20 protein-coding genes and 2 pseudogenes are annotated in these 24,882 nt (G+C 33.7%); 11 read left to right on the top strand and 11 right to left on the bottom strand.

Features of this window, described 5'->3' with window-relative positions; genetic code table 11:
- Positions 1–21: 21 nt before the first annotated feature.
- Positions 22–1,032, bottom strand: coding sequence for an alpha/beta fold hydrolase (locus tag ACFVT8_RS04815; protein WP_387081689.1), 1,011 nt, complete (start codon positions 1,030–1,032; stop codon positions 22–24).
- A gap of 133 nt (positions 1,033–1,165) precedes the next feature.
- Between ACFVT8_RS04815 and ACFVT8_RS04820 the strand changes: the two genes are divergently transcribed.
- Positions 1,166–2,050: a LysR family transcriptional regulator gene (locus ACFVT8_RS04820; protein WP_387081687.1), complete on the top strand. Its 885-nt coding sequence runs from the start codon at positions 1,166–1,168 to the stop codon at positions 2,048–2,050.
- 1,114 nt (positions 2,051–3,164) lie between these two features.
- Here ACFVT8_RS04820 and ACFVT8_RS04825 read toward each other — a convergent pair.
- Entirely contained in the window at positions 3,165–3,437 is a 273-nt protein-coding gene (locus tag ACFVT8_RS04825; protein ID WP_387081686.1) for a gamma-type small acid-soluble spore protein, read from the bottom strand.
- A 351-nt stretch (positions 3,438–3,788) separates the two neighbouring features.
- Here ACFVT8_RS04825 and ACFVT8_RS04830 point away from each other — a divergent pair, with 351 nt between their 5' ends.
- On the top strand, positions 3,789–5,321 hold the full coding sequence (locus tag ACFVT8_RS04830; RefSeq protein ID WP_387081684.1) for a thiol-activated cytolysin family protein: 1,533 nt from the start codon (positions 3,789–3,791) through the stop codon (positions 5,319–5,321).
- A 146-nt stretch (positions 5,322–5,467) separates the two neighbouring features.
- Here the strand turns inward: ACFVT8_RS04830 and ACFVT8_RS04835 are convergent.
- A pseudogene (locus ACFVT8_RS04835) lies at positions 5,468–5,609 on the bottom strand (MarR family transcriptional regulator); the annotation flags it as partial.
- A 460-nt stretch (positions 5,610–6,069) separates the two neighbouring features.
- Between ACFVT8_RS04835 and ltaS the strand changes: the two are divergent.
- Positions 6,070–8,022, top strand: a complete 1,953-nt coding sequence (gene ltaS / locus ACFVT8_RS04840; protein ID WP_387081683.1) for a lipoteichoic acid synthase — start codon at positions 6,070–6,072, stop codon at positions 8,020–8,022.
- Positions 8,023–8,281: 259 nt separating this feature from the next.
- Here the strand turns inward: ltaS and ACFVT8_RS04845 are convergent, their stop codons facing one another.
- Both ACFVT8_RS04845 and ACFVT8_RS04850 read right to left on the bottom strand, forming a co-directional pair.
- A complete protein-coding gene (locus tag ACFVT8_RS04845) occupies positions 8,282–8,896 on the bottom strand; it encodes an exosporium glycoprotein BclB-related protein (protein ID WP_387081682.1) in 615 nt (204 codons plus the stop codon).
- Positions 8,897–9,134: 238 nt separating this feature from the next.
- A complete protein-coding gene (locus tag ACFVT8_RS04850) occupies positions 9,135–10,223 on the bottom strand; it encodes a hypothetical protein (RefSeq protein WP_387081680.1) in 1,089 nt (362 codons plus the stop codon).
- Positions 10,224–10,467: 244 nt separating this feature from the next.
- Between ACFVT8_RS04850 and ACFVT8_RS04855 the strand changes: the two genes are divergently transcribed.
- The 4 genes from ACFVT8_RS04855 to ACFVT8_RS04870 all read left to right on the top strand — a co-directional run bounded on the left by ACFVT8_RS04855 (position 10,468) and on the right by ACFVT8_RS04870 (position 12,933).
- Positions 10,468–11,106 (top strand): BMQ_0737 family morphogenetic spore coat protein, encoded by a 639-nt coding sequence (locus ACFVT8_RS04855; RefSeq protein ID WP_387081678.1) that lies wholly within the window; start codon positions 10,468–10,470, stop codon positions 11,104–11,106.
- A 144-nt stretch (positions 11,107–11,250) separates the two neighbouring features.
- Positions 11,251–11,826 (top strand): hypothetical protein, encoded by a 576-nt coding sequence (locus ACFVT8_RS04860; protein WP_387081676.1) that lies wholly within the window; start codon positions 11,251–11,253, stop codon positions 11,824–11,826.
- Entirely contained in the window at positions 11,819–12,115 is a 297-nt protein-coding gene (locus ACFVT8_RS04865) for a hypothetical protein (RefSeq protein WP_387081675.1), read from the top strand. Before ACFVT8_RS04860 ends, ACFVT8_RS04865 begins: the two co-directional genes overlap by 8 nt.
- A gap of 14 nt (positions 12,116–12,129) precedes the next feature.
- Positions 12,130–12,933, top strand: coding sequence for a hypothetical protein (locus ACFVT8_RS04870; RefSeq protein ID WP_387081673.1), 804 nt, complete (start codon positions 12,130–12,132; stop codon positions 12,931–12,933).
- Positions 12,934–13,656: 723 nt separating this feature from the next.
- Here the strand turns inward: ACFVT8_RS04870 and ACFVT8_RS04875 are convergent.
- The 6 genes from ACFVT8_RS04875 to ACFVT8_RS04900 all read right to left on the bottom strand — a co-directional run bounded on the left by ACFVT8_RS04875 (position 13,657) and on the right by ACFVT8_RS04900 (position 19,135).
- Positions 13,657–14,709, bottom strand: coding sequence for a beta-propeller fold lactonase family protein (locus ACFVT8_RS04875; protein ID WP_387081671.1), 1,053 nt, complete (start codon positions 14,707–14,709; stop codon positions 13,657–13,659).
- 168 nt (positions 14,710–14,877) lie between these two features.
- Positions 14,878–16,179 carry an alpha/beta hydrolase family protein gene (locus tag ACFVT8_RS04880; protein WP_387081669.1) on the bottom strand — a complete coding sequence of 434 codons (1,302 nt, stop codon included), beginning with the start codon at positions 16,177–16,179 and terminating at the stop codon, positions 14,878–14,880.
- 186 nt (positions 16,180–16,365) lie between these two features.
- Positions 16,366–16,797 (bottom strand): DUF3021 family protein, encoded by a 432-nt coding sequence (locus tag ACFVT8_RS04885; RefSeq protein WP_387081667.1) that lies wholly within the window; start codon positions 16,795–16,797, stop codon positions 16,366–16,368.
- A 12-nt stretch (positions 16,798–16,809) separates the two neighbouring features.
- Positions 16,810–17,247: a LytTR family DNA-binding domain-containing protein gene (locus ACFVT8_RS04890; protein WP_387081665.1), complete on the bottom strand. Its 438-nt coding sequence runs from the start codon at positions 17,245–17,247 to the stop codon at positions 16,810–16,812.
- A 1,028-nt stretch (positions 17,248–18,275) separates the two neighbouring features.
- Positions 18,276–18,785 carry a DUF3231 family protein gene (locus ACFVT8_RS04895; RefSeq protein ID WP_387081663.1) on the bottom strand — a complete coding sequence of 170 codons (510 nt, stop codon included), beginning with the start codon at positions 18,783–18,785 and terminating at the stop codon, positions 18,276–18,278.
- Between the two features lie 149 nt (positions 18,786–18,934).
- A complete protein-coding gene (locus tag ACFVT8_RS04900) occupies positions 18,935–19,135 on the bottom strand; it encodes a hypothetical protein (protein ID WP_387081661.1) in 201 nt (66 codons plus the stop codon).
- 648 nt (positions 19,136–19,783) lie between these two features.
- Between ACFVT8_RS04900 and ACFVT8_RS04905 the strand changes: the two genes are divergently transcribed.
- From ACFVT8_RS04905 to ACFVT8_RS04920, 4 genes and pseudogenes are all read left to right on the top strand, one after another.
- Entirely contained in the window at positions 19,784–21,262 is a 1,479-nt protein-coding gene (locus ACFVT8_RS04905) for an Lsa family ABC-F type ribosomal protection protein (RefSeq protein WP_387081659.1), read from the top strand.
- 373 nt (positions 21,263–21,635) lie between these two features.
- Positions 21,636–23,615 carry a Na+/H+ antiporter gene (locus ACFVT8_RS04910; protein ID WP_387081657.1) on the top strand — a complete coding sequence of 660 codons (1,980 nt, stop codon included), beginning with the start codon at positions 21,636–21,638 and terminating at the stop codon, positions 23,613–23,615.
- A 199-nt stretch (positions 23,616–23,814) separates the two neighbouring features.
- A pseudogene (locus ACFVT8_RS04915) lies at positions 23,815–23,985 on the top strand (ABC transporter ATP-binding protein); the annotation flags it as partial.
- Positions 23,986–24,030: 45 nt separating this feature from the next.
- Positions 24,031–24,159, top strand: a complete 129-nt coding sequence (locus ACFVT8_RS04920) for a hypothetical protein (protein WP_387081656.1) — start codon at positions 24,031–24,033, stop codon at positions 24,157–24,159.
- The last annotated feature ends 723 nt before the right edge of the window (positions 24,160–24,882 follow it).

The following is a 24,882-nucleotide window of genomic DNA, read 5'->3' on the forward strand; positions in this document are numbered from 1 at the left end:
AGCGTGGTGGAAAGACACTTATCACAACTGTAAAAATTGTTTCAAATGGTTGTCTATCACGAGAGAATCCTGTTCATGTTGACCGATTCCAAAGCAATGTCCCCACTTGGATTCGATTGGTTGAAAAACAGCATTTGGCATATGTTTCACGTCATATGCATTATCTTCCGGAGGGAAAAACAGATCGGTCGAGCCTGGCATAACAAGGGCAGGAGCGGTAATACGGTTTAATGCCTGCTCAAAATTTCTATTGTCTAGAGGATTGGCGCTAATATCTCCGCTAATCCCAGTACGGAGCATGGTAATTAAGTCGTTGGCATCGAAGGAAAGGAACACTTGATCCCAATAATCTTCTAGATATCCCTTTAACGTCGAGTATCCTTCCACCTGATAGAGCTGTTCTAAATAATAAGTCTGAGAGAACCCCCAAGGAGCATAAGCACGTCCCATCGCGGCAAGTCCTCTTGTAGGCTGATGGATATAGAAACCTTCCTTCCAGTTGGAATCCGCTTGCAATGCTGCGATAAGCCCTTCAAAAACAAGCTGTGCATGTGGCCTAGTCTTTGCTGTTCCGCCAAACGGTGCAATCCGCTCGACCATTTCAGGGTAATTTGTCCCCCATTGAAAGGTTTGTAGCGCACCGAGTGACCAGCCAACGACTAGAGCAATTTTTTTAATACCAAATTCTTCGGTTACTAGCCGATGTTGTAGCTGAACATTATCATAAATCGTGATGAGCGGGAAATTTGCTCTGTCGAAAGGGGCTGGTGTGTTGCTAGGGGAGGAAGAAAGACCATTCCCAAACATATTAGGTACAATAATAAAGTATTTGTCTGGATCGAGAGCTTTACCAGGTCCAATCAACCACTCATTATCAGTGTGCTGACCAGCAAACCAAGTAGGGTAGACAATTACGTTTGACTTGGTGGAATTTAAAGTTCCATAGGTTTTATAGGCAAGAAAGGCTTGAGGCAACTTTTGGCCCGATTGTAGCACGACATCCCCTAATGAATAAATTTTATAATCTTTCATATGTGATTCTCCTTCGTTATACAAGATTTGGTGTTGAAGCTTGATTTTTACTTTACGGTACTGTTACCATCAAATCAACGAAACGTTTTTGATCGTAATGTTCAATTTTTTTGAATTAAGAGGTGCTGTCACAATGGAAATTCGCCAACTTAAAACATTTTGGACGCTTGCTTCCACACGCAGTTTTAGCCGCACTGCGGAAGTATTGAACTATGTTCCGTCTACTGTAACCATGCAAATTAAGGCTTTAGAGGAAGAATTGGGGGTCAAGTTGCTGGATCGCTTAGGCAAAAGTGTCGTATTAACAGAAGCAGGCCAACAATTATTACCCTATGCCAACAAAATTTTAAATGATATAGAGGAGGCTCGGCATGTCTCGAGTCAAAGCGGAGAATTAACGGGTACGGTTACAATCGGTGCAGACGAAGTGCTCTGTACATACCGGCTACCTGCATTACTCCGGCTTTTTCGTGAAAGGTATCCGCACGTTCGTCTTTTGTTTAGGCCCTTGTCTAGTCAAAATCTGAAACAGAGTCTAAGGAAAGGGGATGTCGATGTGGTCTTTATGCTGGATGAACCTATCACCTCTGCGGATATTCATACAGAGTTTTTAATGGATGAACCTTTTCTTATGGTAGCATCCCCCAACCATCCATTAGCTAAATGTTCTACATTAAGCATAGAAGATTTTAACAGAGAGCATATTCTATTAAGTGAAAAGGGTTGCTCTTATCGAACTTTCTTCTATCGCACGTTATTGAGAAAAGGGGCCGACAGCTTGACCGAACTAGAGTTTAATAGTGTAGAGGCTATTAAACAATGTACAATGGTTGGACTCGGTATTGCCTTACTTCCTGAAATGTCGCTTAAGGAAGAGTTAGAGCGGGGAGAACTAATCACTTTACCTTGGGATTTATCTGAAATACGGTTTGCCACTCAAATGCTGTGGCATCAAGAGAAATGGATTTCACCATCAATGAAGGAATTTATCGAATTGACGAGATGTATACTAAAATGAACAATTTAAATGTCTCATCTAATAGTTATATTTAAGTCGAACAAGAAAAGGTCGAACTCAGAGGTTATTAAAAATCTGAATAGACCTTTTTTTCTATAGACACGCTTAATCATTAATCGGAAAATTCGAATTAATTATTCGGTTTTTTTTTACTCTTTTTTTAGCTTTCCGATTGTAGATTTTATAAAAATCGATACACATTGATTCAATGAGCATTTTATTTACTTAGTAGCAATGAGAGCTTTAAATTGGTGTAGCAATTGAAACTGTAGATACAGGGATTAGTATAGATACAGCTTGTTCCATGGGTTTTTTTGCAGAGCATGCAGTGGTTGCAGATATGTTGAAAAATGGTGAATATCAAATAAAAGGTTATTTTTGCAGCTAGGACAACCACTAGATTTAAGCTGAGTAATCGTAGTGTATTGATTGCCAGCGCCGACTATAAATGAGTATTTACAATGATTACACTGATAAACGACTGATTTCTGCTCAACCTTTCCTGTATAAATTAGTCGTGTAAATTTACGCTCATTAGGGATGTAGGGAATCATTTGATCTGTTGTTTGTAAAATAAATAACTGACTTGTTGCGTCTAAATCTGCGCATCTTCATAAGTATTTATGTCGTATTTAATACTATTGATCACGAAGCCCATAGCTTGTAAGCTTTGCTGCAGTTCCCACATCTTTTGAGCTTCTGGCTTTAGTACATTAATTGACGTGATAAAAAAAGCTGTGCGCAAATCAAGCTATATGGTGTAACTGTGTATACGAATTTTCTTACTCTTTTTAATTTGGTTACTAACCAACAACATTTGGTGATGTAGCAGGTCCAAATTTAGTAGAAATTATGGGGAAGTTGCTCGGGTGTTCATTAACCTATTGAACTAAGGATAAATAATGGGACATTAAGTATGAATATTAACTAGGGCCATCAATAAAAAATATAAATAGTAAAAAATTGGTGATATAAAATTGGATGTAATAACGCTATAAATTTTTTTGATGGGTATGTATTTATGAACATAAAGAATTCCTTTGTGACATTCGGTACTTGGAGTGTAGGAAAAAAACCGGCAAAAAAGGTTGCCGGTTAAGGATGATAATTTAACTTATTTTGTACCGTTTTCGTTTCCATATCGACCAGAAGCTTGTTTTTTGTTAGCTTCTGCTTGTTGGATTTGTTGTTTAATTTGATTAACATCAGTTTCATTCCCGAATTCTTGGTTCATCGAGTGCATTGCACCAGAAGCTTGTTTTTTGTTAGCTTCTGCTTGTTGGATTTGTTGTTTAATTTGATTAACATCAGTCTCATTTCCGAATTCTTGGTTCATCGAGTTCATTGCATTTGGAGTTTTTTTGTTAAAGTTGTTGTTGTTATTCATGAATTTCACCTCCTGAAATTAGTTTGTACAGAAGATGATTTATTATCCGTAGATTAGCTCTAATAATGAAGTAGTATTCACCAGACATATTTAATAGCGGTATCATCTTTGATTGATATATAAATTTCAACCATTTTGGAATTCTTTAATTTGTCAGTGAATGTAAAAGGAAAGATTGTTTGCTGTACTCTCACTGGTGTAATTGTTGCGACTATAGTAGTTAAAATTGGGAATTAAAGCATGTCATATTTACTGTGAATATATTCTTAAAATATCTGAACATAAAACCAAACTACTATATTTGAACGAACCATTTTTGTGGTATAATTTCCTAAAAAAGGAGTGGTTTTTTTGGGAAATCGAAATTATTTTAAAGTAATAAAATTTCTATTATGTTTATCTGTTAGTTTATGCATTATAAATTATCCGATTATTTCCTTTGCTGAAACATTTGATACTACTTTAGTTAATGAAAAAAGCCAATCTAATGACATTGATACTGGTATAGCAAACTTAAACTACAATAACAGCGAAGTTTTAGCAGTGAAAGGTGACAAGATTGATCGTTTTATTCCAAAAGAAGGAATTAACTCAGTTGATAAATTTATAGTGGTTGAACGTAACAAAAAATCACTTACAACTTCACCAGTAGATATTTCAATTATCGACTCTATGGCTAATCGTACATATCCAGGAGCATTACAACTTGCCAACAAAGCATTTGTAGACAATCAACCTAGTTTATTGGTGGCCAAAAGAAAACCGCTAAATATTAGCATAGATTTACCTGGTATGAAAAGGGAAAATACTATGACTGTAGACAATCCAACATATGGTAATGTGTCTGGGGCAGTAGATGAATTAGTATCTACTTGGAGTGAAAAATATTCAACAACCCATACTTTACCTGCAAGACTGCAATATTCAGAATCTATGGTTTATAGCAAATCTCAAATAGCAAGTGCTCTGAATGTTAACGCCCAAGTTCTTGATAATTCATTAGGAATTGACTTTAATGCAATTGCGAGTGGAGAGAAAAAAGTGATGGTTGCGGCATATAAACAAATATTTTATACCGTAAGTGCAGAACTACCTAACAATCCATCAGACCTTTTTGATGATAGTGTTCAATTTGAAGAGTTAACCCGTAAAGGGGTAAGTAATGATGCTCCTCCAGTTATGGTGTCAAATGTAGCTTATGGGAGAACAATTTATGTGAAATTGGAAACAAACTCTAAGAGTAAGGATGTACAAGCTGCTTTTAAAGCCTTACTGAAGGATGTCAATACTAATGTAGAAACTAGTGGGCAGTATAAAGATATTTTTGAAGAAAGTTCCTTTACTGCTGTCGTATTAGGTGGAGATTCACAAAAGCATAATCAGGTTGTCTCAAAAGACTTTAATGATATTAGAAAAATAATTCAAGATAACGGAGAATTCAGTCTTAAAAATCCAGCATACCCAATTTCCTATACAAGTGTTTTCTTAAAGGATAATTCAATTGCTGCTGTTCATAACAATACAGATTATATTGAGACGACAGCTACAGAATATTCTAAAGGCAAAATCATCCTCGATCATTATGGTGCATATGTTGCTCAATTTGAAGTAGCTTGGGATGAATTTTCATATGATGAAAATGGAAATGAAGTACTATCCCATAAAACTTGGGATGGAAACTGGAAAGACAAAACAGCTCATTTCTCTACTGTAATACCACTGCCACCTAATTCAAAAAATATAAGAATTTATGCAAGAGAATGTACAGGTCTAGCATGGGATTGGTGGAGAACAATTATTGATGAATACAATGTTCCATTATCTAATGAAATAAAAGTTTCAATTGGAGGAACTACATTATACCCAACAGGAAATATTAATTAGGTATAAGCTTCCACCTTGAAAAAACGGTAATCGTATTCGTTTCCTTGAAAACCTTTATTTCTCGTCAACAAAATAACGATGATAAAAATGCAGCCTTTTCTCGATAGAGTAGGGCTGCATTTTTATCATCCGAATTTATTCTCTGGCTAATTATCTACACCTTGTTTCTTTATTTCGGAATCTAAATGCCTACTATACTTTTCTACGAAGCTAAGCATACTGTCCAATTGTTCCTCGCTCATCTGAATTAAATCCGTCTTTATTTCGCTCTAGAATTTCTTGGTGCATGATCAGTAAGTCTGTCTTGTTTCTGGTAATTTTCAATTAAGCTTATTTTTACTTTTACCATTTATCGATTTATTATCAAAAGATTTACTCCAGCATTTATTTAATCTTAAATGGTCAAGAACACTTGTTTATATAAATATTGAAACTAAAACTTACAAAATTATAAGTTTCATGTCACCAAAATTTTATTGTTAAAACTTGAAATGTGGTTTAAAATTGCTATTGTTGAAAACTCATATGCGAAGTGTTTTTATGAAAGGTGACTCACAATAATAGGAAGAAGTGTGCTAACTGTCTTCAAATATATTGAACAACTTGACAGAAGTCTATATGGGGAGTAGTATACAATAGCTACGAAAAAGCTACTGTGAAATAACATATTCATAGAAGCAATGTGTACTTATAATCTAGTTAATATACATCTAGATTTTAAATAAGTAAGTAAAAGGTAGGTGCAAGAATGAAAAATTTAATAAGTAAAAAAGATAACCTATTAAATAAATTTTTAGGGATATATTTAATAGCTGTTTTAATGTTATGGATAAAAACATACATCACTCAAACAACACAATTTAAACTAGGAGTAGAAGGATTCCTTCAACAATTCCTTTTACTAATAAATCCACTAGGTTCAGCAATGCTATTTCTAGGAATTGCCTTTTTATTTAGAGGAACGAGAAAATATACATCACTAGTTGTTGTTTACACTCTGATGTCTATTGTTTTATATGCCAATATTGTTTATTACCGATTTTTTAGTGATTTCATTACATTACCAACAGTTAGCCAAACGCAGAACTTCGGAGATTTAGGCGGTAGTGTTCTTTCTTTATTAAAGCCATATGATATCTTGTTCTTTGTGGATGTATTTGTAATGTTTTACCTACGATTCTCAAGAAAGATACAAAAAGATACCAATCGTTTTGGATCTAAAAAAGCAATGGCAATCATTGTATTTGCATTAGCAGTATCAGTCCTAAATTTAGGACTAGCTGAATCTGACCGTCCGCAACTATTAACTCGAGGTTTTGATAGAAACTATATTGTGAAATATCTAGGAATGTATAACTATACGATTTATGATTCAGTAGAAACTATGAAAGCATCTTCACAGAGAGCTTTGGCGGATAGTAGTGATATTACAGAAGTGATGAACTTTACAAAATCTAACTACGCCAAACCTGATGCAAACTATTTTGGTGCAGCAAAAGGAATGAACGTCATCTATTTACATTTAGAATCATTCCAAAACTTCCTTATCAACTATAAATTAAACGGTGAAGAAGTTACACCATTTTTAAATTCATTAACAAAAGATAAAAATACAATGTATTTTGATAATTTCTTCCATCAAACGGGTCAAGGTAAAACTTCCGATGCAGAATTTATGCTGGAAAATTCTTTATTTGGGTTACCACAAGGTTCTGCTTATATTACAAAAGCACAAAATACGTACCAAGCAGCTCCTAGTATTTTAAAAGATTATGGTTATACATCGGCTGTATTCCACGGTAATAAAGGAAGTTTCTGGAACCGAAGTGAGATTTATAAATCATTTGGATATGAGCATTTCTATGATGCTAGTTATTATGACACGAACTCTTCAGATAACATGGCTGAATATGGTTTGTTAGATAAACCATTCTTTAAACAATCTGAAAGTCTTTTAAGTTCGTTACCGCAACCTTTTTATACGAAATTGATTACGGTAGGGAATCACTTCCCATATAAAATGGATCAAAACTTAGTAACAATTAATAAAGCTAATACTGGAGATGCAAGTGTAGATAATTATTTCCAAACAGCACGTTATGCAGATGAAGCGATCGAACAAGTCTTCAATCAACTAAAAGAATTAGGCTTATATGATAATTCGATGATTGTTCTTTATGGTGACCATTACGGTATTTCAGATAATCATAATGATGCGATGGAACAAATTATAGGAAAAGAAATTACACCATACGAAAGTGCTAATTTACAACGCGTACCATTATTTATACATGTTCCAGGAATGCAAGGTGGAACGAACCATACTTATGGTGGCCAAACAGACCTTCTTCCAACATTATTACATTTACTAGGAATTGATACGCAAAAATATGTTCAATTTGGTTCAGACTTATTATCAAAAGAGCATGATGAAGTTGTACCATTTAGAAATGGCGGTTTTGTCAGTCCAACGATTTATTCAATTAATGGGAAATTTTACGATAATAAAACAGGCTTACTACTAGATGATAGTCAATTAGAGTCGGCAAAAACTATGAAAAATAAAGCAGATCTTAAATTGGAGTTATCTGACAAAGTTGTGAATGGTGACTTATTGAGATTCTATACACCAACAGGCTATACTCCAGTTGATCGTTCTAAGTATAATTACGCCAAAGATGCGAATGAAGGATCTAATTAATTAATGCAATTTGCTGGGCAGTTCAAGAAGATGGGTTTGATATCAAAAAGTTTATTATCCGATTGCTTTCTGATATCTTACCGTTATCTTGAATTGTCTTTTTATATGTTATATTAATTTTTTTTATAGTGTAAAGTAGGCGATTTCCCGATATTGGGAAAATCGCCTACTTTACTTTTTGCTTTTGATTTCAAGTAATTTTCAGTTATACATAAGGATACTGTAAGTTAGATTTAATCTAACTTACGATCATAATCTTTTATACAATGTTAATTCCTGCACTTGCATTACCAGTAATAGTAGCAACAATCCCTGAGGAAGTAACAGAGAACACCATTAATAAACGATCACCAGCAGCTACTGGAACTGGTGCAACGTTTGCAGTACCAAATGTAATAGTACCTATTGCTATTGTTGAGAGAGCTGGTGCTAAATCAACAAATGCTGTTGTAGGACTGAAAATATTACTTCCCGCAACCGCGCGGTAAATTTGTGCTCTGACTGTTGCTGTTCCTGTAAGAGTTAAAGCAACTGTTGAAGACAAGGACGCAGAAATAGATGTAATAGTACCTGCACGTGGAACTGAAAAGGCTTCCGTTCCAACAGCAGCTGATAAGTCTATATTTGTACCAGTAAGAGTTACCCCTGGAATAGACGTGCCGAATCCTACCATACTTACTGTACCGATCGCGCCACCAAGAACTGATGTTAAAATAACAGGAACTGTTCCTGATGCGAATGGGATGATCGAACCTGTCGCTGGTGGAGTAGTAATACATGCAGCATCGATAGCTTCAAAAGGACCAAGTGCATTACACTGATTATTTTGATTTGCGCAGCCGCCACACGTTGAATTCATACAATTCATACACATTTTTACACCCCCTTTCTTCATTATTCTATTCAGCTAAGATTAAAGGGTAAGGGCAATTATCTAGGTGGTAATTTTTATATGTGGAACTCTCAGTGGCTTCTTTTGAGGAACTATTGCCATTTTGCGGGTACTAATTAATGGACTTACTTTTCCAATTTAACAAAAAAAGTCCAATATGTATTTTCATACTTATTGGACGTATCTATTGTAAATAAACTTTGTACACCATAATTTTAAACTAACTCCATTTTCGAAAGAAATTAAAAAGCAAAGAGTTCTTTTCTTTTTTTTGCCCTTCTTCAGTTGTTTCTTCTTTTAGCTCAGGTTGCTTGTTTACCTCTTCAATTTGTATATGGGTTTCATTTTCCACTATTTGAGCTTCAAAGACTTCAAATTCGTCACTTTTTAAAGTAGGGGATGTATTTGATTTGTCTTGCTCATTAATCATTTTAGAATTTTCAAGAATTGTAGGTTCATTAACTACTTTAGATGCTTCGGGTATGACAAGCTCATTTGATATTACAGAGCTCATTTCATCTATAGTGATAGTATTATTAATTTTTTCGAGTTCTTCGTTATTAACTAAATTTTCGGCTTTAAGATCATTGTCAGCAGATTCATAAACTCTAATTGGAATTTCCTGTGCGTTCGTAGCGTTTTTAAAATGGAAGGTGGATTCGGTGGTGGTATTTCTATATAAACCATTATATATTTGGCTTGGATGAGTGTTTATTGATTGAAAGTACTGTTGATTAAAATGGCGTTCTTCGGGTACATTTTTTTGATTTTCGTTGCGAGTAGAAGGTACATCATTGTTGGTATCTAAGTGCCCATTTGTTGCTTTACCTGCTAGACTTTGTAGCATTTTATAAGATGGCTGAGTTGACGTATTCATCGATTGGTTTGTTGTCTGTGTAATTATCGGATCTCTTTGAACACCGTTAGCCAAAAATTTAGGTGTGTTTTCAGTTTTGGGTATAGTGGCTTGAGCTTGAGTATTTTCACTCGTGAGTAATTTGTTTAAAACGCTTAGTATTTCTTGGTTCATTTTCTCAATCATTTGATTCAGAGACTCAATTTGTATCGCTAGAAGTTGTATCTGCTCCTCATAGCCTTTAATTTGTGAATTTTGCTGATCATCTATTGTTTCAGTTAGCCCTTCTAAAAGTGTCACTTGTGTTTTAATCCCATCAAAATCCTTTTTCATAAATAGGTAATCATCAATTGAAGTTTCCATTTTCAATGAAGTTAACGTATTCTTGTAGCCATCTAACTTCTGCTTCAATTTTTCAATGTCTTGAGTGGAGTACAATTTTGAATCTTCCATTGCATTTCACCCCTTTCAGTCCATTATTATTTTATTAAAAATATTTACTTTCTGTTACAAATATCCAGATCTTTTCAAATATTTTAGTTTCTACATTAGAAGAGGAGATGTAAGCAAAAAAGATACATCTGTTACTAAGTATTTTAATAAAAATCAAAACTAATTATTTATTAGCCCATGCACTTATAGCTAAAAAACATATGATACAAACGAAAGATAAAAAATTTATGGAGGTGTCAAAAGGATGCTAGAGAATATGCCATCCCAGGCACAGGAACTAATTTGTATAAACGTCGACAAGGTTTTTGACTGGATTGTAAAGGAAATGTCATTTGATATTTCCCCAACCGGACCAATTACTTTTCCAGGAGTAACACCAACTACTGATTTAACAGGTGCAGTAGTTACATGTAAGGTAGTTCCAGCAACAACTAACCCTATTGTTATCTTGAATCGTGAGAATCGCCAATTCTCTATCGATGGTGCAACTGTATGTCTTCAAAATTTAACTATTCAAAAGAACTTTATTCTTACAATAGTTGTTTGTTTACCAAATGGCACAATGTTCACAAGCAATACTATTCCAGTTTCCCGTTGTGAACAAGTAACATTATGTGCACCAACAGGGACAGATGTAGAAATTTTATTCACAGATTTAGATTGTTTCGTATGTACAACAGGAACATTAACAGCTGGAACAGGTACAATTACGTTTTCTGCATTAACAATTACTGTATCTGTATGCCAAAGTATTCAATCAACATTCCCAGTTACTGTGGAATTCTTAGCGACATTCTGCGAACCAAGAGCAGAATTACCATTCACATGTCCGGGTGTAGTTGTCCCTCAGCAATGTCCTGCTGTTTTCCCAACTTTCGGCTAATGGTACTAACACATAGAAGAGAATCATATTGTAAAGAGAGGGTAATCCTCTCTTTTTTTTTATGAAAGTATTTCAGACAGTAGCTATCGCCTAAAGTGTGAATTCTTTGGTTAATTTAATACTATTGGCAAGGAGGTACTAATTATGATTACTCGTATCGATCATGTGGAAGAAAAGATAAATGAACTAAAAAAACAAACGGATTTTTATGTTCACGAAATTAAAAAAACGGTTGAGGAGCTTATTATTCCGGATAGTGTCAACATCATTAGTTATTTCACATCTTCGTTTAATATCTCTTATAATCCCGATGAGGAGAGCTTATGCTTGGGCTCTTATCATATTCGCAATATAGGTAATCAGCCTATAACAAATCCGTATCTATGTATAAAACTACCAGAGGACTCACCATTCTCTTTCTCTGGAAGGTATGTCTATGAACATTTTGCACCGAATTTAAAAGGAAACAGTAGCTGGGAGCGAATCAATGATCAATCAAGCAAGGAGGAGTTCTGGCTTAGACCTATAGGAAAAACAACGTTAGAGCCAAACGAAACATTATCATTTCCTAACTTTCAAATCAAATGGGGTCATAATTTCTCTTATTCAGGAAGTATCATGGGTTTTACATATTGTGATCAGCTAAAAGATGGTGTAGTTGTCTTAAATCCTATTAATCTCAATGGAATTAGTCATACACAGGAGGATGAAAATGAGTGAGTCTGAAAATATAAATCAAAAAATAGATAGTGTTGTCCATCAACTAATAAAGGAACAGCTTACGAATCTATCTAACTATAGTAATACGAAAAATAATAGCTTTGCTTATCTCGAAAAAGGCACATTGAATCTACTTCTTGCCTATTTAATGTCAGGAGAAAAGAGCAAAACTGAAGAAATTGGTGATGAGGAAATAGAAATTAAGATTATTAAGCAGCTGGATGAGATTTTAGAGGATAGTAAGGAGCAATTTGAAGAGGTGATTAGTTTACTTAGAAAAATGTCGTGATAGGAGGTGCAAGTGTGGATAATGATATTGTTAAAAACAATGATCCTATTCAGCTGCAGCAAATGATCATTTTTTTAAGAGCCGAATTAGCGAAATATAAAAATGAAGTTAAAAGGCTTAGAGATAGTGATTATTATTCACTAGTACTGAGATTAGAGCGAGAAAATGTTCAATTAACGAAACAGAAAAAGGAGCTTTCGATGGAGCTTTTAAAGCAGAAGAGAGACCACGAAAAAAAAATAAAAACTTACTATGAAGATATACAAGCAAGAGAAATCCAGAAGAAAAAACAACTTTCTTCGATAGAGGGGTTATTAAAAGAACTGGAAGAACTGCGTGCAGAAAATAAATTAATAAAGGAATCTTTAAAATTCACTAAAGATGAATTACTTTCTATGACTTCAGATGCTAATTATAAGAGTGCAGTGGATGGCCTTGAAAATAAGTTGAATGTTTTTATAAGGGATATAAGCCAACAAATGAAGACTGTGATTGAAGCCGTTGAAAAATCTCAATTAGAACAAGCAGATTTAAACATTCTTAATAAGCATTTAGTCTTAGAAATAGAGGAGAAAAGTACTGAAATAGAAAAATTATCGGAAGAATTAGCGGATGTAAAACAACATAGCTTTTCTTTGGGTCGAAAAACAATGATGAACCCAGAGTACCTTGTACACTTGGATGCTCGAGTAAATAAAGTATTGGTTCAATCAATGGATTTTGAAAAGCAGTTGAATCATAAATTACGTTTGCTTGATGACTTAGACCACAAATTGAACGAACTTGCTATAGAAATAAATACTGAAAAAAATGTATAAAGTATGTTGTTGATGGCTGTTTCAAAAGTAAAACAAGGCACACTTTTGAAACAGCTATTTTTATGTTATTAGGATTCTACTTATCGTTTCGTATTTAACCAATCGTTCTTTTACAGGTAGTTAATGCGAAATAAACAAAGGAGATTTCGACTAATTTATAACATTAAGGACAAGTAATGGCACAAGGTATTGATATCACCTTTAATATGTTTCACATAGACAAGCTCTATATGCTGGAACAGACTTAGCTAATGAAAAACAGCGGGACCTGCTATCAGCACGGATGTTATAAGTGATCGCTTTTTCTCACTAACTTCATTCGCACTCGAATTACATTTGTGCTGTTTTTTTCATTTTTTTCGTAAAATATCTTTTGATATCATTTCACTCTAACACAACATCTTTTTTCTCATTATAAACAAAAATACCCTATAAGATAGACTTTTTTCAAAGTGTCTATCTTATAGGGTACAGTTTAAAGAAAAGGAAGATATTTTCTTTAAATTCTTTGCCGGGATTCATTAATTGGAGTTGAACAGAAAATGAATTTTCGACAATTTTAATAGTAACATCCTTACTAAAATTCCGTTAAATGCAATTCTGCATTAGGGATAGGGCAATCACTTCGCTCGGTTTTGGGTGTTTGGTCACTACGATTATACTGAGACTGAAGAGGTACCTGTTTTTTATTTGTTTGAAACCCTTGAGCCCCAAGGACCTGGATTAAGAAGTTTGGCAGATTGTCCCGGTTTTTATACCAGTAGGTCCGTTAAATCCTGGAATTGTATCGATTACTGTATTTGTTGCTATATCGATGACAGACACAGTTTGGTCAAGTTGATTTGTGACATAAGCACGTGTTCCATCCGGCAAGATGGTTACTTGGTCAGGAGATAATCCTACAGGGATTGTAGCAATTACTGTATTTGTTGCTGTACTTATGACAGATACAGTATTATCACCTTTATTTACAATGTAAACAAGTGTTCCATCAGGTGTAATAGCTGTTCCAACAGGTCCTGTTCCCACAGGAATTGTAGCAATTACCGTATTTGTTGTTGCATCAATTACAGATACTGTGTTACTAGCTTCATTTGTAACATAAGCAAATTGTCCGTGTGGTGTGAAAACGATTGATCTTGGGCGAATTCCAACAGGGATTGTAGCAACCACGGAATTTGTTGCTGTATTTATAACTGATACTGAATTTGAGTTTTCGTTTGCAACATAAGCAAACGCACTATTCGGAGTAAAAGCAATGCCTTGAGGTTGGAGCCCTACTGGGATAGTAGCGATTACGGTATTTGTAGCTGTATCAATGACAGATACAGTGTTAGACCCGTGATTGGATACATAAGTAACTGTTCCATTTGGTGAAACCGCTATACCAAGCGGGTTAACTCCTACTGGAATGGTAGCGACTGGAGTGTTTGTTGCTGTTTCAAAAACAGTTACGTTATTTGATAAGAAATTTGCAGTATAACCGAGCGTTCCATCAGGTGAAATCGCTACTTCTAGAGGACCACTTCCTACTGGAATGGTAGCGACTATAGTATTTGTCGCAGTATCAATCACTGATACTCTATTATCAGGAGCTTCTAACTGACCAGCGTCCGTAACGTAGACTAAAAAGTCACAGACTGGAGTTGGTGGTTCAGGTATAAATGGTGGCTTACAATGACAAGGACAACAAAAACCACAACAATGACAACGACAACTTGGATTTGATTTAAACTTGAACCTGAACTTTTTAAAATTGTTATGTTCTTTTTCCACATTGCACACCCTTTCTATCATATAGTAATACTATATGCAAACGGAATTATGTCTCTTGTACGTTTTACCTAAACCAAATACTTCTGAAAAAGTATCGAGTGGTTGTTAATATTAGTGTTTGTTAGTCATTCAATAACGACAAAGGACAAGTACGGCCAGAAACTTTGTTCAATAGGCCTCTTTGGGAGCGAAATGGCCGACTCCTTTTAATTCAAAGTCAAAAAATTTAAGAATTAATTTATTTTCAGTTTCAATACAGTAATATTTATCAATATCGGCCTTTCCTCCTTGTAGAATATTTGCCAGTATAGGAGAGAATAGCGGTAAATCGGTTAAGCTTAAATGTTTGGCCCCTTTAAAATGAGTAGTATATGCTCCTTCAAACTGTTTATTATTGAGTTTGTTCGCTACATAAACGGGAGTGCTATCCAGTTGACTCCAAACATCGTCCGAATAAATGTTAAAAAGAGGGGTTGTGTAGGCATTGTTGCTTGCATCAAAATTATCAGCTGATTTGTTATAAACAAGTTCACTAAAGAAAGGGGCATCGATATTTACTACTGCACTTACATCATCGCGTGTTCTACCTAGTAACACACTTGCAGCACCTCCCATTGAGTGCCCAAACACACCGATTTTCTCTGTATTGATATGTTGATAAATAGGCTCATTGTCACTTTTAGCTTTTGTAAGTATTGTATCAATAACAAAATTCATATCGTCTGTTCTTAGGTTCATCCATTTTTGAATGATTTTGTACCGTTCTTCATTCGAATAAGTACCTCTATTCGAATTTTCGACTTCATTTTTAAAATCTGAACTGATCATAGTTACTGTTCCATCCTCTGAACGAGTATAGAAGGAATGATAAGGATGGTCGATGGAAACGACTATATAACCGTGGCTTGCCAGCTCAGTAAAAGTAGAACTGTTGCTTGACTTGATACCATATGCTCCATGGGAAAACACTAATAGGGGATATGTTCCATCTGCGTTTTTTGGATACCAAAATTCCACATTAACAAATCTGTTGTCCCCCTTGTCAGAAAACTCCTCAATACGATTCTTGTCAATATATGTGTCAGTAGAGCTTGCGACTTCAAATTCTCCTGTCACTTTTGGTGATTGATGCTGTGGAAAAATAATGACAGGTGAAAGTACAAAGACAAATATCAATATCATCAAAATGGACTTCCACACAATGTTAGAGGTTTTGTATTGTTTGATATTCGATTTCTTAAGGATAAGAGATACTGTCCCTTTTACGGCTAATAAGAAAAGCAGGATAGCAAGCATTACCCAGCAAAAACTCCAAACAATCACCGATGAAACAGTAAGTATTGCAAAAACAATAAATGCAGCAATCCTAATCCAATTCTTTAATTTTTTATGGTTTTGCTTGGTTGCTATGCAGTAGGTTGCAAAAGTAATCTCGAAAATCAAAGCCATTAATAATAGTAAAGTTCCCATAAGTTGCTTCCTCCTCATTAGAAAAATTTTTATGAAATCATCATAATAAACAGATGGAAGGATGTATATGGAAAAACAGTAAGTTGTAATTATAAGCCATTAAGATGCAAAAAAACGGTAAGATCAAATGCTTACCGTTAAATAATCTGTTACAGCTATCTACTGTACTGCTTATTGATTTTCTGACTACTCACCAACGTCTTTCTTAAATGTCTTTAGTTTTTCATTGATTTTTTTTGCATCTTTTTTATCATTTTGCCATGTCAGTAGATGAACAATGATATATACTACCGCAATTTGCAGTGCAAGAATGATTACACCCGAACCAGTTACAAGATTCATAGCGCAGCCAAGGACAATCAATAAAATCTCCAAAGTAAAGAAATGAATAATTATCCTTATACGCATTTTCTTCTCACTTAGATCATTAGGAGAATATAAAATAAATCCTGTTAATGCACCTAAAAATGAAAATGCCATAATGATATAAATCGACTTCAAATCAAAGGCCATTTCAGGATAAAACATTTGTCGCAACAAAGTAATTATCATGATTATGGATGCGAAGATGATAAAGAAATTCTTAATTGTCTTTTGTACAAATTCTAAAAAATTCATATGTATCCCTCTTTACAAACCAAGCATATTTTTAAGCACAGGTACATACTGCCTTGATATAACTGTACGTTCTTTGTTATCTAGGACAGCTTCGAATCGACCACTTATAGTCGGATAAACAGATGAAATTTTGGTGATGTTCAAAATAGTTGATTTTGATGCGCGAAAACAGTTTTTTCCTTTGCATAATTCCTCTAACTCATATAGTTTTTGTTTTACCTCAAAAACGTTGTCCTTGCAGTAAATAAACACTTTCCCCTCAACTGCCTCGAAATAATAGATATCACTAAGCTTAATACGGTGAATACTATCATTTTGATGTCCAAGTAAAATAGGGTTTTCAGTTTTCAGCTTATTTATGATTGCATTTATTTCTTCATCAACTTTATGACACCTAATAATAATCTCTTCTTCTAATTCTTGGCTTATTTCTTCTGTTGAAATTTTCAAATAATCACCCACGGAAATTCAAATTATTTCAGTTTTACTCGAATGCTGTATAAACTTGCAAATGAAGCACCGCTAAAAAGATTGTTTATCCTAATGATATTACATTCGTTTTGATTTTATTTTATGGTAGTATCCAGAATCTGCTAAGTCAAGTGCGGGGGAAAGGGCTCATTAATAGTTATAACTATAATAAGGATAAAGAAACTTTCACTCGTTATGATTAGTATCTTTTCTCTCCAAGTTCTCCACTTTTCGTTTTAATTGCTCTATATCCCTTATTTTATTTATTATGAATTTAATTGATAAATAAATAGCAAATATTAATAAAATCAGTATAATTGCGATAATAATTGACTCCAACATTAACATCACATACCTTTCTTATTTTTCCACTTTTCTAAAAACAAATTAAGTAATGACTCCTCACAGTTCAATATTACTAAACAAAATCATTCTAGTAAAATGAATATACTGATTGTTCTGTATTTGTTATTTGTTTAATAAATTCAATAAAGTAAATGAGCGAAGGGGAGAGGAAGATATGCATTTTTTGCGGAAGGGAAACTAAACAACAACATTTGGAATAAATTAAAAAGTAACGGCTGTCTTTATGAAAAAATAGAGAACATAAATAGAGAAATTGATACATTCTCGAATGATATTGGTCATTACGCTGAAAAAGAGATAGCAAAAAGTTTTACTGATTTATATAAAGTGAGTGTACCAATTATTTTGCTCTGTAGTTTAGTCGCTTTTATGTTTCGTAATAGAAAATTTGAAGTTGATAAAAGAAAAAGACTAAATGTATAGTAAAATTCTTATTCTTTCAGATAACCAGGCGCTCGAACAATCGAGTTCCTGGTCTTTTAAGTTGAAAATTGAAAGGTTGAATTTTATATCAATATGTAATCAGATTCAATCAAGAAAATACATAATCGAGGTGAATATTGTTTTTGAATTTTTATTTAATCCATATCGAAAAACCCCAGTTTTTAACTGGGGAGACGGTTTGTCAGATTTAATAAATATTATTTTTCTGGATAATCTACGTGTAATGGCGGTGGAACTAACCAACCTTTTGTCTTATTAAGACGTAACAGTTTAGCTCCAATTTGGGCTTTTGCTGTATGGAATTGGCCATACATTAATGCGATATCTTCACGAGTAGAAATGCCCATTGCTTGACTGCAAGCAACTAATCCAGCAGCTAGGTCCGCACTAAGCGCAGCACTAATTTCTGGATCATTAAACTTAGCACCTGCAGGGATATCTTCCATTCTTGCTACTGGTCTTTCTGGTGAAGCAGGAGGTAAACCAATACCATTTGTTTTTAGGATTTTTTCTAATTGTTTTACTTCTTCCCTGCAAAGTTCAACTATATCTTCAATTATTTTTTTTAGATCTTCATCACCAGCATGATTATAAAAAGTTTGATAGCCAGAAATCATACCATAATCTGCAATTAAATTTGACCATACACTAAAAACTTCACCGTAATGCAATGGTTCGTCTTTTGGATTTCCACCAAGAATACCCATACTTTCACTTCCTTTTCTTATTTTAGCTAAAGCAAGGATAGTATGGATGAAATTAAAAAAATAATTCATATGAAAAATAAGTTACTTCACAATTTGAGTAAAGAAACTATAAAGGGTCACTAGGTTGGAAGTGACCCTAAACAGAAATATTATTTGAATTTTTTAGGGTTATCAACTTTGATTGAAGCAACCTCTCCACAGTTTTTACAAAAAGTCATAAGAAATGGTGACCCAAATGCCATTATTGATCCTATTGGTCTTATATTACCATGACTACTATTACCACCAACTTGTCCAGTTGTAAATGAATCACTACCACAAGCCTTACAAACTAATTTATCGCTTTCCACATCTTCACCTCTTTATGTAATTTATGTAAATTATATCATAAAAAAAGCACAGCGTTTGCAGAAGCTACAGCTAACTACTGAACAATATGAGGATCCAGTGGTATTATACCAAGTATAAAAAAATGACTTTGAATTATCCGTAAGTCAATTGAGCAATTTGAGCTGAAGGTGATACTTGAATTGTATTTCAGGAAAAAATTTGTTATTATAAAATTACAATGACGAGAGGACTGATGGATGGACAATGATTAACTAATCTGTATTTTTATTTGAAATGAAAAACTTCAAACTACAAAATATAGGATTAGTCTGTCCATTTTTATAAATCAGTTTACCTTTTATTTGTCATGGTTCCAAGGGCGAATAAAGAGCTTATTTAATATAAGTAAAAGACTAATCCTTCCAATTTTCAAATTGGGAGGATTTTTTATTCTCTCATGGTTAAGATCCATGTTTTATATTCTCTACCTATCATTTTATAAATAAAGGGGGAGTGAAAAATGAGCGATTCAGACACTATTGTTACGCATGTATTACTCCGTACAAGTCGTTAATATCCATCAAACTTATACGGAGAATTTAGAATGGATGGATATGCCGACTTTGTATAAAAAGTAAAAAGTATTGATATACAAAGGAGGAATTATCATGTCAATGATACAAGTTCAAAATTTAACTTTTTCTTATCCAAGTAGCTTTGACAATATTTTTGAAAATGTAAGCTTTCAAATAGATACTGATTGGAAACTTGGATTTATCGGTAGAAATGGACGAGGAAAAACAACATTCTTTAATTTATTATTAGGGAATTATGAGTATAGTGGGAAAATCAATTCTTCGGTGGAATTTAATTATTTCCCTTATCCAGTTTCGGATAAAAATAAGTATACGCATGAAATTATGGAAGAAATTTGCTCACAAGCGGAAGATTGGGAAATTCTTCGTGAAATATCCTATCTAGACGTTGATGCCGAGGTCATGTATCGACCTTTTAAAACATTGTCAAATGGAGAACAAACAAAGGTGTTGCTTGCTGCACTTTTTTTAACGGAAGGTCAATTTCTATTAATTGATGAGCCAACCAATCATTTAGACACGGAAGCACGAAAGATTGTCTCTGAATATTTAAGGAAGAAAAAAGGGTTTATATTAATTTCACATGACCGAAACTTTTTAGATGGATGCGTTGACCATATCCTATCTATAAATAGAGCCAATATTGAAGTTCAAAGTGGTAACTATTCTTCTTGGAAATTGAATTTTGATAGACAGCAAGAACACGAAGAGGCAACTAATGAGCGTCTACAAAAAGACATAGGGAGATTAAAACAGTCTTCAAAGCGTACATCAGGTTGGTCAAATCAAGTGGAGGCTTCCAAAAATGGAACAACGAATTCAGGTTCTAAGTTAGACAAAGGTTTTGTAGGACATAAAGCAGCAAAGATGATGAAGAGAGCGAAGAACCTTGAGTCAAGGCAACAAAAAGCTATTGAGGAAAAGTCAAAGCTGCTAAAAAATGTGGAAAAAACCGAGTCATTAAAATTAGAATCATTGGCGTTTCATTCAAATGAATTGATTGCTTTGGCTGATGTTTCTGTTCAGTACGATAACCAAATAGTGAATAAGCCAATTAGCTTTAAACTGGAACAAGGTGACCGAATTGTGCTTGATGGGAAGAATGGAAGCGGAAAAAGTAGTATCCTCAAACTAATTAAAGGAGATCCGATACAGCATACAGGCTCGATGTATGTAAGTTCAGGTCTCGTTATTTCCTATGTCCAACAAGATACTTCTCATTTGAAGGGAATGTTATCGGACTTTATTGAAGAGCATGGGATTGATGAAACGTTATTTAAATCTATCCTACGTAAGATGGACTTTGACCGAATTCAATTTGAGAAAGATATATCTCATTATTCTGGTGGACAAAAGAAAAAGCTACTTATAGCCAAAAGTTTATGTGAAAAAGCGCATATCTATATTTGGGATGAACCGTTGAATTTTATTGATATTTATTCGCGCATGCAGATTGAAGAGCTAATTCAAAACTTTAATCCTACAATGGTTTTTGTTGAGCATGATCAAGCATTTCAAGAAACAGTTGCAACAAAGACTATATCTATGTAGTTAAATTTGAAAAATTAATATGTAAAAGAAGAATCCATTTTGAACAATTTTTTTCAAAATGGATTCTTTTATTTATTGTTTCTTAGGAAAAATAATACTAATGAACATTTATAAAAAGATAAATGTCATTTTGGCAGGGCATAAATTATTTAAAGATAAAGGCTAGATACCTCAATTGTTGATATTGTGAAAAAAGTAAAATATAAAGGTACATTTTACAATAATTTTTCCCAATACTAACTGTGAAAAGTTAAATCTTGCTGTTGTGAACAGGAGAATATATATGTATATTGATTTACAATTAGGAAGGATTAGTAAGTTAAAACTTGGCTGACCTTGAAAAATAATATTTCTTAGAAAAAGGAGGTCGTACATGGAGCTCTTAATATCGATATTAATTCTACTTGTATTATTATTAGCGACAAATGTCTTGGCACATTATATTTCTTTCATCCCGATTGCTTTAATTCAAATTGCAGTTGGAATAATAGTTGCTTTAGTATCAAAAAATTTCACCATTGAAATTGAAGCGGAATGGTTTTTGCTACTGTTTATTGCACCGTTACTTTATCATGATGGCGCACATTTTCCTCGTGAACAATTATGGAAAATGCGATTACCGATTTTAGGCAACGCTATTGTTTTAGTATTATTAACGACTATCGTTGGTGGTCTGTTTGTGCATTGGATGATTCCGTCGATTCCTTTAGCTGCTGCCTTTGCTTTAATGGCTATTTTATCACCTACTGACCCAGTGGCAGTCAATGGCATCGCTAAAAGAGTTCATATTCCGGATCGTATAATGAATTTAGTTCGTGGGGAATCTTTAATCAATGATGCATCGGGGTTAATCGCGTTTAAATATTCAGTTGCGGCGATTGTAACGGGTTATTTTTCATTGAAATCAGCAACAAGTGATTTTCTTTATATGTTTTTTGTTGGTTTACTTATAGGGATTATCGGTGCATTAGCAATATTTTGGATACGCCTTCATCTTCGCCGTATTGGAATAGTGGATTCAACATTTTACGTCTTGCTACAAGTTCTAACACCATTTATTTTATATTTGATAGCAGAAGAAGTATTTCATGCATCGGGGGTAATTACAGTTGTAACAGGTGGAATTATTGCGGCAATTGTTAAAGAAAAGACCGAAAGTTTCATTGCACAGGAGCAGGTGGTAACAGAACATGTTTGGTCAATTGTGACTTTTACATTAAATGGGGTTATTTTCCTTCTGCTAGGGCTAATGTTACCTTCTGCCACAAATTCTATATTAGTAAGCGAGGAAATTCACAATAGTATCCTTATTTTATATGTGCTAGCAATTGGCTTGATGGTGTTAGTCATCCGTTTTGTTTGGGTGATGTTCTTTCATGTAGTAGATAAAAAAGTATTTAAGAACGAAGAAACTGTGACCATTAAAGATCATATTGTGACAACACTTGTTGGTGTTCGTGGTACGATCACGATGGTAGGTATATTATCATTACCTCTAGTAACAGATCTGGGAGAATTATTTCCAGATCGTCAATTACTTATCTTTTTAGCTGCAGGTGTTATTTTATTCACCTTAGTAATGGCAACTATATTCTTACCTTTATTAAATGATCAAGAAAAAGCCCAACAGCCAAATATAATGAATGAAAAAAGAGAAATGTTAAAACATGCGATTCGTAGTATTCAACGTGAAACAGTTGAAGAAAATGCTGCTATAGCTCTAAAGTTAATGAATCAATATAATGCAATGTTAATGAATGTTGAGCGAAAACAGTCAGAAGAAGCGTTTCAAGCATACAGACAACAAATGTTGGAAGCTAGAAAAATTGGAATGGAATTAGAAATATTTTATACGAAGCAATATATGGCTGAGCGTGGATTAAATGAATCAATCCAACAGGAAATTGATTATATGCTTAAAGAAAGAAAAGATTTGTTAAATAATCGAACTGTTACTTTGTTAAAACGTCGTTTACGTTATTTTTTACGTGAACGGAAAATGAGTAAACTACCAGCCAATGTTGTAGAACAAATTAATAAAGTAAAAAAAGATTTAAAAGATTATGTGACATCATCAATTATTAAGCATGTTCAAGAAACGAATGAATATTCTTCTAATATTGCACAAAAAGTGGAAATCTATTATCGTCACTTCCAATATTCATCTTATAAAATGAATTCTTCAGAGCAGGAAGAACAAAAAGAATACTTAGCTTTAATTGCTATTGAAGCACAAAGAAATCTTATAAATGAATGGTATCAGGTTGGTGATATAAATAATGAATTAGCAAAAGAATTAAGGAGATTTGTCAATAATTTGGAAAGTGTTATTTTACTTGAAGAGGAAGAATAAATGATGGCTGCCTAGCATAACTTGCTAGGCTTTTGTGTGTTTTGGTACTTTGAGTTAGCTGCTAAATATTGGAATAATCAGTCGATCAATTGGCAATAGCTGCTAGTTCAGAGGTGTTTTGTTGAAAGAGACATACTAACTTCAGTTACCTGGATAGGCGCATAATAATATGCTTAAATTCGTGGCATTGTGTGTAATTCTAGATGAGAAAACATCAGATGAAATAGTAAAATTATTTAAAGAACTAGCACATAAAGAAAATAAATGTATCATCGTTGTCACTCATTCCCAGGAAGTAGCTAAACAGTCTGATAAGGTAGTTTATCTTGAACAACGAAATTTGGTTTGTAAGAATTTGAAGAAAAACTAGCCATGGAATTTTACTTTAGTTAAATATTAAATTGGCGTGAAGAAAATGTGGATAAAAGTAGCAGCTTCCATTGGCTTAGTATCTATCGGAATAGCAATTGGTTTATTTGCGAATTTGGTGAAATTAGGTGGTGACTCGGATCAGAATGCAACCAATATGTACCAAAGTTATTAGACGTATTCAGAAGAAGATTCCTGATCAGCGGCAATGGGAATCTCCGAATCCAAGAGGAGAAATGACACCAGAACAGTGGGAGGAGTTCACATCAAAACCAGGTGAAAAGAAACCAAAAGGATCCTTTCTCATCTAATTCAGAAGAAGAATATGATACAGGATTCTACATCTCCTAATTGATGTATAGCCCGATAGATTTACCTTCAGGCAGAAAAGAAATTCCCTTTAAATAACATACGTCCCCCTAGGATAAATCTTAGGGGGAACTTTGTGTCTTAATCAAAATTTTTCTTGAAATCTATCGGTAGAGATTATTAGAATTGAAGCTCTATATCCTTAAATTTTATACATTTATCTTGAAACGACAAAATAAGAATCCAGCTTTTTTCAAAATGGATTCTTATTATAATCATATTAATAACGCTTTTAAGAGAATTTTATCATTATCATATTAATAAGTGACTTCATACACTTAAAGAAGATATCCTCTGCACCTAATGCTTTAAGAGATATGTATGTTAAACACGAACACAATAATAACGTAAATACGACCAATATCATCAATGGACGTAGATTAATTTTATACATAAAAGCTTCTCCTTAGTAGAATAAGTTGAAAGAAAACTGTTGAAAAGGCATATAAATCTAGACTGCCCATCCTATTGAAAGTACAAATATAATAGAATCAATTTTCTTTCTAACAACTAATGTACATGACCAATA

Source organism: Lysinibacillus sp. NPDC058147 (assembly GCF_042884205.1).
Taxonomy (GTDB): domain Bacteria; phylum Bacillota; class Bacilli; order Bacillales_A; family Planococcaceae; genus Lysinibacillus.

Coding starts and splice junctions, on each gene's coding strand:
- ACFVT8_RS04815 (WP_387081689.1), bottom strand. CDS start 1,032: ATGAAAGATTATAAAATTTATTCATTAGGGGATGTCGTGCTACAATCG.
- ACFVT8_RS04820 (WP_387081687.1), top strand. CDS start 1,166: ATGGAAATTCGCCAACTTAAAACATTTTGGACGCTTGCTTCCACACGC.
- ACFVT8_RS04825 (WP_387081686.1), bottom strand. CDS start 3,437: ATGAATAACAACAACAACTTTAACAAAAAAACTCCAAATGCAATGAAC.
- ltaS (WP_387081683.1), top strand. CDS start 6,070: ATGAAAAATTTAATAAGTAAAAAAGATAACCTATTAAATAAATTTTTA.
- ACFVT8_RS04845 (WP_387081682.1), bottom strand. CDS start 8,896: ATGTGTATGAATTGTATGAATTCAACGTGTGGCGGCTGCGCAAATCAA.
- ACFVT8_RS04850 (WP_387081680.1), bottom strand. CDS start 10,223: ATGGAAGATTCAAAATTGTACTCCACTCAAGACATTGAAAAATTGAAG.
- ACFVT8_RS04855 (WP_387081678.1), top strand. CDS start 10,468: ATGCTAGAGAATATGCCATCCCAGGCACAGGAACTAATTTGTATAAAC.
- ACFVT8_RS04860 (WP_387081676.1), top strand. CDS start 11,251: ATGATTACTCGTATCGATCATGTGGAAGAAAAGATAAATGAACTAAAA.
- ACFVT8_RS04865 (WP_387081675.1), top strand. CDS start 11,819: ATGAGTGAGTCTGAAAATATAAATCAAAAAATAGATAGTGTTGTCCAT.
- ACFVT8_RS04880 (WP_387081669.1), bottom strand. CDS start 16,179: ATGGGAACTTTACTATTATTAATGGCTTTGATTTTCGAGATTACTTTT.
- ACFVT8_RS04885 (WP_387081667.1), bottom strand. CDS start 16,797: ATGAATTTTTTAGAATTTGTACAAAAGACAATTAAGAATTTCTTTATC.
- ACFVT8_RS04895 (WP_387081663.1), bottom strand. CDS start 18,785: ATGGGTATTCTTGGTGGAAATCCAAAAGACGAACCATTGCATTACGGT.
- ACFVT8_RS04905 (WP_387081659.1), top strand. CDS start 19,784: ATGTCAATGATACAAGTTCAAAATTTAACTTTTTCTTATCCAAGTAGC.
- ACFVT8_RS04910 (WP_387081657.1), top strand. CDS start 21,636: ATGGAGCTCTTAATATCGATATTAATTCTACTTGTATTATTATTAGCG.
- ACFVT8_RS04920 (WP_387081656.1), top strand. CDS start 24,031: ATGTGGATAAAAGTAGCAGCTTCCATTGGCTTAGTATCTATCGGAATA.